At 53.0% G+C, this 14,356-nt stretch carries 15 protein-coding genes; 1 reads left to right on the top strand and 14 read right to left on the bottom strand.

Annotated features, from left to right (window positions below):
- Positions 1-33: 33 nt before the first annotated feature.
- The 13 genes from AC2FIB_RS07665 to AC2FIB_RS07725 all read right to left on the bottom strand — a co-directional run bounded on the left by AC2FIB_RS07665 (position 34) and on the right by AC2FIB_RS07725 (position 12,861).
- Complete coding sequence (locus AC2FIB_RS07665) at positions 34-1,071, bottom strand: extracellular solute-binding protein (protein WP_496841882.1); 1,038 nt, start codon at positions 1,069-1,071, stop codon at positions 34-36.
- Positions 1,072-1,090: 19 nt separating this feature from the next.
- Positions 1,091-1,900, bottom strand: a complete 810-nt coding sequence (locus tag AC2FIB_RS07670; RefSeq protein WP_282120977.1) for an ABC transporter permease — start codon at positions 1,898-1,900, stop codon at positions 1,091-1,093.
- Between the two features lie 3 nt (positions 1,901-1,903).
- The gene (locus AC2FIB_RS07675; protein WP_496841883.1) at positions 1,904-2,833 is read right to left on the bottom strand and encodes an ABC transporter permease; all 930 of its coding nucleotides are present in this window, start codon (positions 2,831-2,833) and stop codon (positions 1,904-1,906) included.
- The gene (locus tag AC2FIB_RS07680) at positions 2,833-3,942 is read right to left on the bottom strand and encodes an ABC transporter ATP-binding protein (protein ID WP_496841885.1); all 1,110 of its coding nucleotides are present in this window, start codon (positions 3,940-3,942) and stop codon (positions 2,833-2,835) included. Before AC2FIB_RS07680 ends, AC2FIB_RS07675 begins: the two co-directional genes overlap by 1 nt.
- A gap of 488 nt (positions 3,943-4,430) precedes the next feature.
- The gene (locus tag AC2FIB_RS07685) at positions 4,431-5,186 is read right to left on the bottom strand and encodes an AAA family ATPase (RefSeq protein ID WP_496841886.1); all 756 of its coding nucleotides are present in this window, start codon (positions 5,184-5,186) and stop codon (positions 4,431-4,433) included.
- A 205-nt stretch (positions 5,187-5,391) separates the two neighbouring features.
- Positions 5,392-5,613: a hypothetical protein gene (locus AC2FIB_RS07690; protein WP_496841887.1), complete on the bottom strand. Its 222-nt coding sequence runs from the start codon at positions 5,611-5,613 to the stop codon at positions 5,392-5,394.
- 404 nt (positions 5,614-6,017) lie between these two features.
- Positions 6,018-6,416, bottom strand: coding sequence for a RidA family protein (locus AC2FIB_RS07695; RefSeq protein WP_496841888.1), 399 nt, complete (start codon positions 6,414-6,416; stop codon positions 6,018-6,020).
- An 18-nt stretch (positions 6,417-6,434) separates the two neighbouring features.
- Positions 6,435-7,322, bottom strand: coding sequence for a sugar kinase (locus AC2FIB_RS07700; RefSeq protein ID WP_496841889.1), 888 nt, complete (start codon positions 7,320-7,322; stop codon positions 6,435-6,437).
- 56 nt (positions 7,323-7,378) lie between these two features.
- Complete coding sequence (locus AC2FIB_RS07705) at positions 7,379-8,434, bottom strand: D-TA family PLP-dependent enzyme (protein ID WP_496841890.1); 1,056 nt, start codon at positions 8,432-8,434, stop codon at positions 7,379-7,381.
- Complete coding sequence (locus tag AC2FIB_RS07710) at positions 8,431-9,897, bottom strand: M81 family metallopeptidase (RefSeq protein ID WP_299888145.1); 1,467 nt, start codon at positions 9,895-9,897, stop codon at positions 8,431-8,433. Before AC2FIB_RS07710 ends, AC2FIB_RS07705 begins: the two co-directional genes overlap by 4 nt.
- 88 nt (positions 9,898-9,985) lie before the next feature.
- Positions 9,986-11,026 carry a TRAP transporter substrate-binding protein gene (locus AC2FIB_RS07715; RefSeq protein ID WP_496841891.1) on the bottom strand — a complete coding sequence of 347 codons (1,041 nt, stop codon included), beginning with the start codon at positions 11,024-11,026 and terminating at the stop codon, positions 9,986-9,988.
- A 36-nt stretch (positions 11,027-11,062) separates the two neighbouring features.
- Positions 11,063-12,346, bottom strand: a complete 1,284-nt coding sequence (locus AC2FIB_RS07720) for a TRAP transporter large permease (RefSeq protein ID WP_496841892.1) — start codon at positions 12,344-12,346, stop codon at positions 11,063-11,065.
- Entirely contained in the window at positions 12,343-12,861 is a 519-nt protein-coding gene (locus AC2FIB_RS07725; protein ID WP_299888153.1) for a TRAP transporter small permease, read from the bottom strand. Before AC2FIB_RS07725 ends, AC2FIB_RS07720 begins: the two co-directional genes overlap by 4 nt.
- Positions 12,862-13,124: 263 nt before the next feature.
- On the opposite strand from AC2FIB_RS07725, the gene AC2FIB_RS07730 reads away from it, so the two are divergent.
- Positions 13,125-13,988, top strand: coding sequence for a MurR/RpiR family transcriptional regulator (locus AC2FIB_RS07730; protein ID WP_496841894.1), 864 nt, complete (start codon positions 13,125-13,127; stop codon positions 13,986-13,988).
- A gap of 26 nt (positions 13,989-14,014) precedes the next feature.
- Here the strand turns inward: AC2FIB_RS07730 and AC2FIB_RS07735 are convergent, their stop codons facing one another.
- On the bottom strand, positions 14,015-14,203 hold the full coding sequence (locus AC2FIB_RS07735) for a hypothetical protein (protein WP_496841895.1): 189 nt from the start codon (positions 14,201-14,203) through the stop codon (positions 14,015-14,017).
- Positions 14,204-14,356 lie beyond the last annotated feature (153 nt).

Raw genomic sequence — 14,356 nt, forward strand, 5'->3', positions numbered from 1 at the left:
CCGGGGGCTTTCGCGTTAGGAATAGGGCCTGAATTACTTCTTCAAATTGGTCCAGATCTGGTCATAGACCGCCTGGGTTTCCTCATCACATACTTCGATGAACACGCCCGAGCCTGCATTGGCATGGGGGTTCTTTTCGGGTTGTTCAGCCAGCGCCGGGTCGAGGAATTCACCCACACCGTTCACACCAGCGTTGTACTGCGCAAAGTTGGACACGGCTGCGATATTCTCGGGCTCCAACAGGAAGTCCATGAATATCAGCGCGTTCTGGCGGTTGGGGGCGTCTTTTAGCAGAACGACATTGTCCATCCAGGCGATGTAACCTTGTGTCGGAAAGGCGTATTCCACATTGGCGCCTTCCTCGCGTGCTTTGGCAGAGAACCCGTCATAGATCTGGCCTACGGCTGCGTCACCGGAAACCAGAACCTCTTTCGCGGTATCCGAATTGAACGACGCCCAGTGCTGCTTAGCTTCTTGCAGCATGGCATTCAGCGCCTTCAACTGCTCGCGGTCAGTGGAACATTGCGGGATACCCATATGCAGCGCAGCCATGGCCATCACTTCGCCCTGACTGTCCAGCATGTTGATGCGACCCTGCAATTCAGCCGGCGGGTTGAACAATATGTCGGTGGTTTGAATGTCACCGTCATAAGCATCGCGGTTAACTGCAAAACTGGTCGAGCCCCACTGATACGGGATCGAAGACTGCCGACCGGGATCAAAACCGGGATCGGCCCATTCCTCGGCGATGTTGCCCTTGTTCTTCAATTCACCGTCGGCGATTGTGTCCAACATGCCTTCGCCGGTCATGATCGACACCATGTAATCGCCAGGCACCGATACATCATAGGTCCCGATACCACCAGCCTTGAGCGAAGCCAACATGGACTCGTTCGAGTCGTATGTGTCCATGGTGACAGTGATACCGGTTTCTTTGGTGAACTTATCCAGCAGCTCTTGCGGGATGTATTCGAACCAGTGGTACAGAACCAACTCACCCTCGGCTGCGGCCGCGTTGGCACCAATGGCCAGAGCAAGGGCAGCGACGCTGCTTTTCATCATATGTTTCATGTGACTCTCCATCTGTTGGTTATTTTGTGTTGTCAGACTTGCTGACGAAATAGCTGATCGTGACCATGACGATGGACACACTCAGCAACATGGTCGAAATCGCCATGATATTCGGTTTGATCCCCTGCTTGACCGAGCCAAAGATCGCGGTAGGAAGCGTTTCGACGCCTGCACCCTTCACGAAATTGGTGATGATGAAATCATCCAGGCTGACGATGAACGCCAGTAGGAAGCCCGAGATGATGCCGGGCATCATCAATGGCAAAAGGATTTTGGTGAATGCCTGCCGTTTCGTGGCATAGAGATCCAGTGCCGCCTGTTCATAGCTGTCTTCGATCCCCTGCATGCGGGCCGAGATCGGCAGGTAGGCAAAGGGAATGCAGAACGCGATATGGGCCAGCAGGATCGTCAGAAGCCCGCGTTCGAAACCGATCGAATTGAAGAAGATCAGGGTCGCAACCGCCAGCACGATTTCCGGCACCATCAGCGGCAGGCTGATCAACCCGAAAGACACAGTGCGAAAACGGAACTTACCCCCGCGCACCATCCCCGTCGCCGCCAGGGTCGCGATGGTCGTCGCCGTAGTTGCCGCGATGATGGCGATGATAAAGCTGTTCTTCGCTGCCGTTTTGAACTTGCCGCTTTCTGGGCCGGTAAACACATCTGCATACCAGCGCAGCGATACACCTTCCCAGTTGGTCAGCGATTGTGAAGCGTTGAAGCTGTAGATCGTGACCACGACCAGCGGCGCATAAAGGATGACCAGACACAGCAGTGTAATACCCTTGAATCCGGGATATGACTTGATGTCGAATTGCTTGCTTGCCATTGATCAGCCCCCCGCCTTGTCGGCTTTGGCTTGTTGCCGGGCCGAGAACATCAGAATGATCAGCACCATCGTCAGCAAGACCATCGATGCCGCCGCTCCGAACGGCCAGTTGCCAGCATTGCCCTTGAACTGTTCTTCGATCAGCGAACCGATCATGAAATTCTTGGCGCCACCTAGAAGGTCAGGTGCAAGGAACGATCCCATCGAAGGGACAAAGACCAGAATGCAGCCCGCAAACACGCCAGGTTTGACCGCAGGAAGCAGGATCCGCCGCAGCGTCGTCCATTTCGACGCGTAAAGGTCCGCCGCTGCCTCGGACAGGGCAAAGTTATAGCGTTCCACCGCCGCATAAATCGGCAACACCATGAAGGGCAAGTACGAATAGAACAGGCCCAGCTGCACCGCGAAGTTCGTATTCACAATGTGCAGGGGGCTGTCAATCAGGCCGATATTCATCAGAAAATCATTGAGCGGCCCCTGATCCCGCAGCAAGAATTTCATCGACACGGTCCGGATCAGCAGGTTCACCCAATACGGGATGGTGATCAGGAATACCCAGACCGGACGCATGTTCTCGGACCGGGTCGCAATGAAATAGGCGGTTGGAAACCCGATCGCGAGGCTCAGCAGCGTTGCCGCCGCCGCCTGCCAGATCGAGCGCCAGAAAATAGTGATATAGGTCCACTCAATCTTGGGGGGCTCATCCCCGAACAAGCCGCGATCAAAGAAGAATTGATCGTAGGCAGCCAGAGAGAATTCCCAGACCACACCACCGCGGAACTCTTTCGTCAGGAAAGAGTAGATCAGCATCATGAGCACCGGAGCGAGCACCAAAATGGACAGTGTCACCCATGCAGGCAACAACAGCCACGTACGAGCCTCTTTGTAGGTGTCTGTCGTTGCTCTGCCGCCGCTTGCTGCACCCGCCGCCATCAGTCCACCAGGAGGCGCGCGGCCCCCAGCTCCATGTTGACAAACATTTCGGCACCCGGCTCGAAGATACGCTTGTTGCCGCGCTCTGAATTCGACGTACGCACGACAAAATCAGGACCCTCGTCCAGATGCACTATTGTGGTGATGTCGGTGCCGACAAAGATGTTGTCTTTGACGCGCCCGTGCAGGCCTTCGGTCTCAACCGGCTCGGCGGACATATACAAACGTTCGGGGCGGATCGACATGTGGACCTTGGACCCAACGCCGACCCCGTCGACGGCGTTGCAAGTCAACTCATGCCCACCGCCCAGATGGCAGGTTGCGCGGCCGTTATCAATACCATCGACAGAGACCTCCAAAAGGTTCGTTTCGCCGATAAAATCCGCCACGAACATGTTGTGCGGACGCTCATAGATATCGGTTGGTGCACCGAGCTGCTGCAACTCGCCTGCCGACATGACCGCGATCCTGTCAGACATTGTCAGGGCCTCTTCCTGATCGTGGGTGACAAAGATAAAGGTGATCCCGGTTTCGCGCTGCAGGTGCTTCAACTCCAGTTGCATCGCCTTGCGCAGTTTTAGGTCCAGCGCAGATAATGGTTCATCCAGCAATAGAACCTTGGGTTGCGGTGCCAGAGCCCGGGCAAGTGCAACACGCTGCTGCTGACCACCCGACAACTGGCTGGGCTTACGTGCCGAGAACTGGGAAAGCTGCACCAGTTCCAGCATCTCACCTGATTTCTTTCGTGCCTCGGATTTCGATTTGCCCCGCATTTCCAATCCGAACGCCACGTTGTCCAGAATGGTCATATGCGGAAATAGCGCATAGTTCTGGAAAACCGTATTCACTGGGCGTTTGTTGGGCGGCAGGTTCTCGATCTCATCACCATAGAGGTAGATGGCACCTTCGGTTACGGCCTCGAAACCGGCAATCATTCGCAGGAGAGTTGTCTTGCCGCACCCAGACGGGCCAAGGAGTGTAAAGAACTCATTGTCCATGATCGACAGCGAGATCGTCTTGAGCGCCGTAAAATCGCCGTAGCGTTTTACTGCATCCCGCACGTCGATCGCGATATTTACCTTGTCAGACAATTGCGCCTCCCCTAGCATTGCGAAATTCCACTCAGGTATATACGGGCAGCGCGATCCTTCTAATAACTGACTTCCTCACCAAACATTAGGATTAGCCTAATGTTTAATTTTTTAGATTATAAAATAGCATGTTATGGTGTATTCCTCCACTTTCTAAGCGCCGGGAAAATACTGAAATGCCTTTGGTTGTTTCTAATCTACACCGTAGGGAGGATCAGAGTGAAAAAAACTGGCTATCATTCTTACTTCTATCGAAACCAACACGGTGTTATTTCTTGGTAGCCTGTTATTTTTCCTCGTGGTGGAACATTTCACATCCACAAGTGTGGAATATTTCCACTAGAATGGTTCAGTAGCTTCCAGAACATTTTGCACCTAACCTAGTTTACTGAACCACTATCCCCATTGCAAAATCTTGCACTGCCGCGCGGTGGTGCTCTCAAGATGTTCAAATTGAACCATCCAGGGTGAAAACTAAGGTCGCCGTCGTGGTGATGCTGGACTGTTCATATACGCGTCTGATCTGAGCCGTTTGTTGGCCGTGCAATTTCTATCGCCCGCCCGATAGTACTACCTGCCCAGTAAGCGGCCGTAAATTGGGCCTTCAGCAGCTCTGAAATTTCATGGGCGAGGACGCCCACGTTCTCACGTGCGGATACTGGCGAACTGCCCTGGAGTTTCTTGGGAAGATCCATGTAGTCACCGCCAAAAGTCACCATGCTCTTGAAGATCGGCCGGTAGGCGAGCTGCACAGACATGATGGGTGCACCAGCCTCCTCCAAGATATTTTTGACCTCACCGGTGATCCGGAATTCGACCGCTCCAGCTTCCGTGAAAGTCATCAATACTCGTGCGGGGATATCCTTATTCAGCAGACGCGAACGGCGACGGACTTGTTTGAGTGTCTGGACGGCACCGAGAGCGTCCGGGCGGGATGCCTGGCTGGGCACGATCACCAGATCGGACACCATGATTGCATCAATGATCGAGGCATCGTCAGAGCCCTCCACATCAACAAGTACATAATCGGCGGCCTCTGCTGCATCCATTGCAGCCTCCGTCAGCTCGTCCTGTGCAGCCTGACGGACCTGAATGCCCTTGGGCAGCTCTTTGATGGCAGCCCATGAGCTGAGCCAGCCTTTGGGGTCACTGTCGATAATGATGACGGACAGGCCACGACGGGCGATTTCGAGAGCAAGAAGAATGCATGATGTGCTCTTCCCACACCCTCCTTTTGGTGAACAAAAACTGATGGTCGGCATAAAAATTTCCCTTCAAAAATAGACATCTGAGCAATCACTGGCTCTGAAAGGAAAGTATTCCAAAAGGTTTTCGGAAAAGTTTAATTTAGAAAGACTTTGGAAAATCTTATCTTCCCAAATGTTTTTGGAAGTATTTACTTTATAAAGACTTTACAGAAAAACCGGGGTAGGGGCCCCGGCTTCAAACACCGAATTATCCAGTAAATCAGGTCCGAGCCTGGTCCATGACCCGTTTGATTTCAGGGGTAGACTGACCTGGGATGGACACAACGGTGTCACACTGATCACAGACACCCGCAAGAATGCCCGGCACTGTCGCGGATTCATCATCGAGCGACACATCCCGGTGCGCAAAAGTGGTCGAAACAACCTCCTCGCACGTCGAGCAAATGCCCTTTGATTTGTCTCCAAGCTTATACTTGCTCATGGATTGCTCTCCAGCCAATTCACTATTGCGGCGGTCACAGATCGCTCGACTGCAGTTTGGTCTTTTTCTTTATCCCCAACAAGGGAAGCGTTGGCAATACAATCGCTGCCGTCAATTCCTGCGGCTATCACCGGCCGGTGTTAGGAGCCCTTTCCTGCCGTTCCCGTTCTATTTGACTGCTGCATTTGCATTCGTCGGGTTCGGGTCGATTGCAGACCTTCGAGGTTTTGTTGGCGAATTCACAGGACGCGGACAAACCGACCATTTCTTTCTCAACTCTTAACGTCCCCTTTACCCCTGAACGTCACAGAAACGCCCTTCTAGAATGTTGCTCTGTTCAATTAAAAGAAAATAGGCTGGCGAAGAACGCCAACTCTATACAATTAGTGCGAGGATCGGGTGGATTATCCAAGCGGTTTGTATACGACCGCATCGATCTCGACCTTGGCGTCTACCATAATTTGTGATCGGACTGTGGAGCGCGCCGGGCCTCCGTTGGGAAAATAGGTCGCATAGACCCGGTTGAACGTCCAAAAGTCGCGGGGATCATCCAGCCAGACACCAACTTTTGCTATGTCATCCAGGGTGCAGTCAGCCAGTGCAAGAGCTGCTATCAGGTTTTCCATCGTTTTCCTGGTTTGCGCCTCAATACCGCCCGCTTCGATTTCGCCGTTTTCTTTCATCGCAACCTGTCCGGATATGAATACAAAATCTCCGGCTCTTACCGCAGGTGCAAAGGGAAGCGGCTGCCCGCCTGCTCCGGTTCTGTCATCGCCCAAACGCGCGATCTTTTTCTCAGTCATTGAAGTGCCTTCCTACTGTTAGATTATTCCGTAAGGAATTGGATCCACGGCGCCATAGCCCGTGGTTGATCGAGCTGCTCCCCGGTTCGCAAGCTCAGCTGATTTCAGGACATCTTTGCTTTTCAGGTAGGCAGACAGGAATATTCCGTTGAAGCAATCTCCGGCACCGGTGGCGTCAACCGCTTGAACCACTACACCGGGAATAGTGTGTATGCCTTGCCCTTCAGACACGGATACGCCGTCCGCTCCAAGTGAAAGCGCCACAACGTCTGCACCCAGATCATGGTAGAAGCTGATGATTTCCTCAGGGCTGTGAATACCCGTTAATTGGCGGGCATCATCGAGCCCTGGCAAGGCAATGCTGCATTTGCGCATTGCTTCGTGGGTAATCTGTCGCGCCTTGTCCAACGGCCAAAGAGCCGTGCGTAAATTGGGGTCGAAGGCAATTGGAATACCTGACGCTTGCGCGGTTTGGATTGCATGTTGGGTCGCTGACTGTAATTCAGGACTTACCCCCAAGCTGATTCCAGAAGTATAGAACATCCCGGCATTGGGGATCACATCATCTGGAACCTGAGCCGGTAGCATCCGACTCGCGGCAGAGCCTTTCCTACGATAGACGAAATGGTGCCCGTCATCATTATGAAAAACAAAATACAGCCCGGTATCTTCGCCAGAAGCGGTTTCCACATGTTCGTGGTTTACACCCTCCCTGGACCACAGCCCCCTGAGCTTCTCACCAAATTGATCGCCACCGATGCGTGTGGTCAAAACAACTTTCGCCCCCTGTCTCGCGGCTGCGACGGCGACGTTGGAAACGTCGCCACCGAACCCACCCTTGAACGAGCCATCGGGGCAAGCGGTCAACTCGAACAGGGGTTCCCCTAAACATATGAGGTCAGTCATATCGCACCTTGTTGATACCCGTCGCCGTCATCAGTCATTGGCGAAGTCTACGCTGTTTACTGAATCTTGCCCCGTGCTGCGACGGGAACGGACCCCAGCGCGCTGTCTCCGCGAATGGTTTTGATCTGATCCACCATATTGGTGACCACACAGGCATGGTTTGGAATGATCCGGATACGATCTCCGACCCTCAGATTGATATTGGCAGCCTTCAGCACACCGTGTTCTTCTGATAGGCTCTGGACCAAAATGTCCGGTCGACCTAACACGTGTCCGTGGCCTTCCAATCCCAACAAGTCTGAAGTCAGCACTTTTGATCCCGCATCTATGACGGCACGATTGTCGGCGGGGACTGAGATCACCGTAGCAAGAACGCTCAACGCACAATCCTCCCAGGTACAGATACCCCGAGCCTGTAATGAACGGTCGTTATAGATGTAGGTGCCAATCCGATATTCCGTTGCAATCGGAACATCTTGGACCTGCCACATGCCCGGTGAACCACCGTGGGAAACGACGTGTACTGGCAGCCCGATCTCTTTAATTTCATGTTTGGCCTGGGTGAGCCATTCCTGAACCTTCGCCTCCTGTCCTACAGGAGGGTAGGTCATGAGACCGAGAAACGAGACGCCCGGTTGGACATCGATGTAGCGCGCGAGGTCCCTTGCCTGCTCAGGCGTGGTTACGCCACATCGTTCCGCGCCCGTGTCACATTCAACCAACACTCCGAGCGGGTTAGATGCATCCGCAAAAAACCGTGCTAAGCCGTCAACAATATCGGTGTTGTCCGCGACAACAGACAATCTCACCTTTTCCGAGAGGGCACGCAAACGAGCCAGCTTGGCCTTACCGAAGATGTTAAAGGTGATCAGCACATCATCAATGCCACCTTCAGCAATCATTGCCTCGGCCTCACTAATTTTCTGGCAGGTAATGCCAATGGCACCAGCCTCTAACTGCCGTCGCGCCAGCATGGGCAGTTTGTGTGTTTTGATGTGCGGTCGAACGCTAAGTCCGTGTTTCGCACAATACCCCTGAAAACGGTCGATGTTCGCCTCGGCGATATCCAGATCGACCAGGACAGCCGGTGTGTCGATATCGGGAAAAATCATTCCACAACCTCCTTGTGAGGGTTATTGACGATGGGCCAAATTGGACGTGTCAGGTTTTTGTAGGGTGTTTTGGTGGGATCATTCGGATAGGGGCCTTCGACGGCGGCATAGATAATTTTGGAAGCAACGTCGGAGAATGCGCCGTGGAAGTGGTTTGTGGACTTTACGACCAATATCTTTTTGTCGGTGATGTCGATGCCAAGGTTCGTGAACAGGTCTGGCGAAAATGCCTGACTGCGGTTTGAATTCAGAACAACCTCGATCCCACCCAAACGTATGACAGAGCAGTCCCCCATCGGAACAACGGATGCACCAAAACTCTGAACCGCATTGCGCTGGTTTCGAACTACCGTAACCGTAGCGTCAATTGGCTTCCCCGCCAGAGCCGATGTTTTACCGCCAAAGCGAAGGTCGAACACTGCGCCTTCACCGGCTGCATGGCAAAGGCGAACCGCCATAGGATCCCAAATCGTGCCGAATGCTACGGATGTGAGCTTCTGAGCAATAGCTTCCTCAATAATGAGCGTTGAATCCCCCGCCACGCCTCCACCGGGATTGTCCCAAACGTCCGCTACGACCACTGGCCCATGTATTGCTTTGTTTGCCTCTCTCAGTGCTTTATTGGGCGACAGGTAGTTTGGCTTTGTCTGCCCGCGGAAGGAAAACAGTTCAGCCCCCAGTTTCTGAGCCAAGCAATCCGCCTTGGGCTGGTCATCGTCGGTCAGAACGACAACCTTAGCGCCAAGGTCCGGAGAATCTCCGGCCATGAATCCATGAATGACGGAAGCAGAGAGAACCTCACCATTTGCCTCCATCTGCTTCAGTTGATCGACAAACCCGCGCATAGGTTCCTGACTGGTCGGCAGAATATCCAACATGCGCACGTCAAAAACCGAAGTGACGGGCCGGATTTCGCCCTTGATGGTTCTCAACGTCAGGTCGACACAGGCCTCTCCTGCTTCAACAAAGTCAGTATGTGGAAACTCTTTGAACACAGTGATCACGTCAGCATTGGTTACTCGTCTGTCGCTGAGGTGGCTGTGAGGATCGAAGCTCGCTCCGATAACAGATTCCGGCCCGACAATTGCTCGAATTGCTTCGATCAAATCGCCTTCGCAATCCAGACAATCCTCGGAGATCATCGCCCCATGCAGACCTAGAACAACGCCATCCAGAGGCATTGCAGCTGTCACCTGGTCCAGCACCTCTTGTTTCAAGCGTGCCCATGTCTCGCGATTCAACAATCCGCCTGGCTCTGCCCATGTGGCGGTTCCCTCAATCAACTCCAGCTCATTCGACTGCGCCCTTTTCCTCAATGCAGGAAATACGGCACTGCAAAGCGTTGGGGTTTCGGGGTGCTTGCCGGGAGGTGCATAAAAGCTCTGCTCAAAATCGGAAAAGTCCGTGCGCAGGGGAGAAAAAGTGTTCGTTTCGGTTGCGAGGGACGCACAGAAGACCCGCATGTTCAATCCAATTTGTTGCTGGGGTCGGAGACCAAAAGTTGGTCTCCGACGAGTTGTGCTGCCAGTTGGTTCTAGCAGTCAGGGAGGATCAATCGAGGTAGGACGCGTTGTTGGCGTTCTCCACCGCAGCTTTGAAGCTTGTCAGTAACTCTGCCGCCTTTTCATCCAGGTTCTCCTGAACATGTGCTTCAAATGCGGGCTGCGTTGCAGCTGCCATGGAGCTTCTCTGTTCGTCAGTTAGAGCAGTGACCTCAATCTGATCCATCAAACCCGCAAGGCCGCGATCTGACGCCTCAATGATACGCGACAAGCCACGGCTGGCCGTCACGCAGTTTTCGGCGGCTGTGCGGATCGTCGCTTGCTCTGCCTCTGACAGGCTTTCATAGAAGGCACGATTTAACATGAAGGTGTAGGGTGAGAACAAGTGATTGGTCAGCGTCATGTATTGCTGAACCTCTGCAAAATTAGCGAACGAAATGATCGGTACAGGATTCATCTGACCGTCAATCACTCCGGTTTGCAGCCCGGAATACACTTCACCCCAAGACAGTGGATAGGCTTCCGCACCCAACGCCTGAATAATCTTCTGATGTGACGGCAAGGTCATAGTGCGAATGCGAATGCCATCAAAATCCTTCAAGTCCGCGATGGGGCGTTGCGAGTTAGTTACCGCAAAGAAACCACCGGTGTCCGGGAAGCCCAGAACCACAACATCGCCCATCTCTGCCTCGATATCAGCGGCCAGCGCCTCACCGAATTCGCCATCAAAGACCTCGTAAGTTGATGCGTTGCCGTTAAAGGCAAAGGGCAGATTTAGCACGTCGATACGCGGGTAGTAGCTGGCCAACGCACCAGTTGAGGTCAAGGTTGCTTGAATGATCCCGTCCCGCATCTGTTGAACGTGTTCTGCTGCGGAGCCCAATTGGTTGGACCCGAAGACCTCAACCGAAACACTGCCATTGGTGCCTGAGTTTACAAGATTTGCAAAGACTGCCGTGCAGGCATGAGCTGGGTTTTCAAACGGGTCAGTTTTGTTGTCGTGGCCAAATTTTATCACCCCACCTTCGGCCAATGCGCTGCCAGCAAGCATGGTCGCGGTCAGCGCCGCACCTGTCAGAATTTTTTTCATAATACTTCTCCTGTTGGTTTGGTTTTTGTGGCGAAACTACTGGGCAAAGCCCAACATCCGGGGAAGCCAAAGCGCTGCGTTCTCCCAGAAAGCAAAGACGAAAAGGATCGCAATTTCTGCTATTAGAAACGGGAACAGTTTGATTGAAATCCGTTCCAGCTTTTCGCCGGTCACGGAGGACAGAACAAACAGGCAAGCACCCACCGGTGGCGTCATCAGTGAGATGTTCAGAGCCAGCACAAATATGATGCCGGCGTGAACCGGCTCCAGTCCGACTTGCTCTGTCAGCGGCACTAGGACAGGTGCAAGGATGATCAGAATGGCTGTGATGTCCATCACCATGCCGACAATCAGAAGCAAACCAATGATGATCGCGATTACGGCATACCGGTTGTCAGAAAGCCCAAGAACGGTTTCGGCAATCAGTTGCGGAATGCGTTCAAAGCTCATCCACCAACCAAGGATTCCGGCAAAGGCGATTATTACGAAGATTACCCCGGTGATACGCGCGGTACGCACCAGCATCGCGTAGAAACTTTTGAAGGTCAGGGAACGATAGACGAAAACCCCGATGAACATGGCATAGGCCACGGCAATCGATGCTGCCTCCGTCGGGGTGACGATACCGCCCAGGATGCCACCCAGAATGATCACAGGCATCGCTAGGGCGGTCAGAGAGGAAACGAACGTTTCCCAGATCTCGCTCGGGGTCGCTCCGCGCAACGCTTTGGGTAGGTTTTCCCGTTTGCCACCAATTGCGATCACCGCCATGCAGACCATGCAGATCACCAGGCCTGGCAGAACTCCGGCCGCGAACAGGCCGGCAATGGAAACGCCCATTAGAGACCCGTAGACAACCATTAGCCCCGATGGCGGAATGGTCGGGCCGATGATGGACCCCGCGGCCGTGACCGCGCAGGCATAGTCGCGCTTGTAGCCCTCTTTCACCATTGCTGGCACAAGCGTCCGGCCAAAGGCCGCCGCGTCCGCTGTCGCCGAGCCTGTTAATCCGGCAAAGAACACTGACGCCAACATGTTAGTATGGGCCAGCCCACCCCGAAACCGTCCGACCAAAACCTGCGCAAGTTTCACCAAACGACTGGTGATCCCGATATCATTCATGATCTCACCGGCCAGAATGAAGAACGGCATGGCGAGAAAGGGAAAGATGTTGAGGCCGTTGAATATCTTACTGGGACCAATCGCAAGAAACTGCGTTCCTCCCATTTCGATCAACCCAACAACGCCAGCAAGGCCAATAGCAAAACCAATAGGCATTCCAAACAGAATGAGTGCAACAAATACGATTGCGACAATCACAGTGTTTCCTCCGCCTTTACAGCAAAGGGCGGTTCGTCAATGTGCGTACCCAAGTCACGAAACAGGACAAGTATCAGCTGCACAGATGACAAGGCCGCTGCGACGGGAATGGCTGCATAGAACGGAGCAAGGCTTGCCCCAAATATCATTGCCTGCCTTGGCGCTCCGCTTTCCACGAAACTGATACCAAAGAACGCAACATATAAAAATAAAGCCAACGCCAATACATCCATCGCGATAAGAAGAGTTCGCCGCAAGCGAATTGGGAGCATCATGACGAATGCCGTGAGACCGATGTGATCTCTGCGCGCAATACCAGATGAGACCGCGAGCAACGCAGCCCAGATCATCAGATAGCGGGCCAACACTTCTGGCCACGGGAGTTGCCAGTGAAAATAATAACGGTCAATTACGCCAAGCCAGACATCCAGAACCAGAGACAGCATCAAAGCTGCGACAATGCCTTCAACGACTGAATTTATCCTTGAACTTGCGCTGGCGAACCAGTCCGACATTCGTATTCCTCCCCAGGATCCGAATCTGTAACTTGGTTACACAATGCGTGATGCTTGATGAGATATCAACGAAAAAATGTAACTTAGTTTCGTTAAGCGCCGTAAAGAGGGGATCTCACGACGAATTTCTTGCCCACATACATCAATGCATGTAACTAAGTTTCATGACCAGTCATAAGGAATCTACCGGCTTGCCGAACGAATCTCGCCCCATATCAGATGGTAGTGCCCCTCCACTTAAGGGCAGAATTGGAGCAGTCGATTTGATTCCGGCACTGCACAATTCAGAAACCAAACTGGCAGTTCAGGAGCAGAAGGTCGCCGATTATGTAAAGGACCACCTCAACGAAATCAGCGCCATGACCATCGGGGATCTCGCGCAACGCTGCTCGGTCAGCAAGCCAACCGTGGTTCGGTTCTGCCGCAGCCTCGGCTGCGAAGGATTTCGAGATTTCAAACTCCGCCTAGCCCAGAACGTCGCTGTCAGCGTACAATATCTGTATAGAAACGCCGATGACGAAAGCCCTGACGCAGATACCGCGATTGACCAAGTTCTTGGGGCTTTGTTTGCGACCCTAGATGTTATGCGCGGTCAAATCGATACGGCGAAACTCGAAGAAGCGAAGAACGCTTGCCTGGGTCGACGACAAATCCTGTTCTCAGGAATAGGCGGGGGCTCTTCGCTCGTCGCCCAGGAAGCTTCCAACCGGTTTTTTAGACTTGGGATTCCGTCATTCTTTGTAAATGACAGCTATGCTCTACAAATGCGTGCTGCCGCGCTCGGAACCGAAGACGTACTCTTCCTTGTTTCGGCGAGTGGTGAGGCCGACGCTATCGTAAGTGCGACCGAAGTCGCTAATGGTTATGGCGCGACCACAATCTGTATCACAAAGCCCAATACAAGGCTGTCCGGCATATCTAAAATTGCTCTTCTCACGGAGTTGCCTGAGGACAGTGACATCTACAAGCCTACAGCCTCGCGATATGCCCACCTCGCCATTGTTGACGCATTAGCCATGACCGTGGCGCAAGAGATGACTGACGAAACGAAAGAGAATCTCCGGCGAATTCGCGCATCATTGACGGCTTACCACGGCAGAACCGGCCCACAGCCATTGGGCGACTAATCTATGTACAAATAGACGAGTATCTATCAGCGCAGCGCTGATAGATTTGGGCTGGTATCAACAACCTCATCCGTTTCTTCAAAGTGAGCTCGAAGCGCTTCAGTTGCTGGACTAGAAAGCCTTGTGACAGCAATAACGATGCCGGAGAGCCTCCATTCGATACAATACCCAGCAAAGGATGGGTTTCGCGGAGTTTGGCGTGCTTCGATAGTCATGTCTTACCTCATGGTTTTTTGTTTTTCTTAGTATTGTACATCGCAAAAACGTATAAGCCGTCTTATGTTAAGAAAATTGTGTTGAAGTTGCCGCCAAGTTTCAAAACCGACGCCAGAAACCAGCAAGGTTGACCCACACGAATTCATCTACCA

The sequence above is a fragment of the Ruegeria sp. YTSA072 genome, from assembly GCF_059610285.1.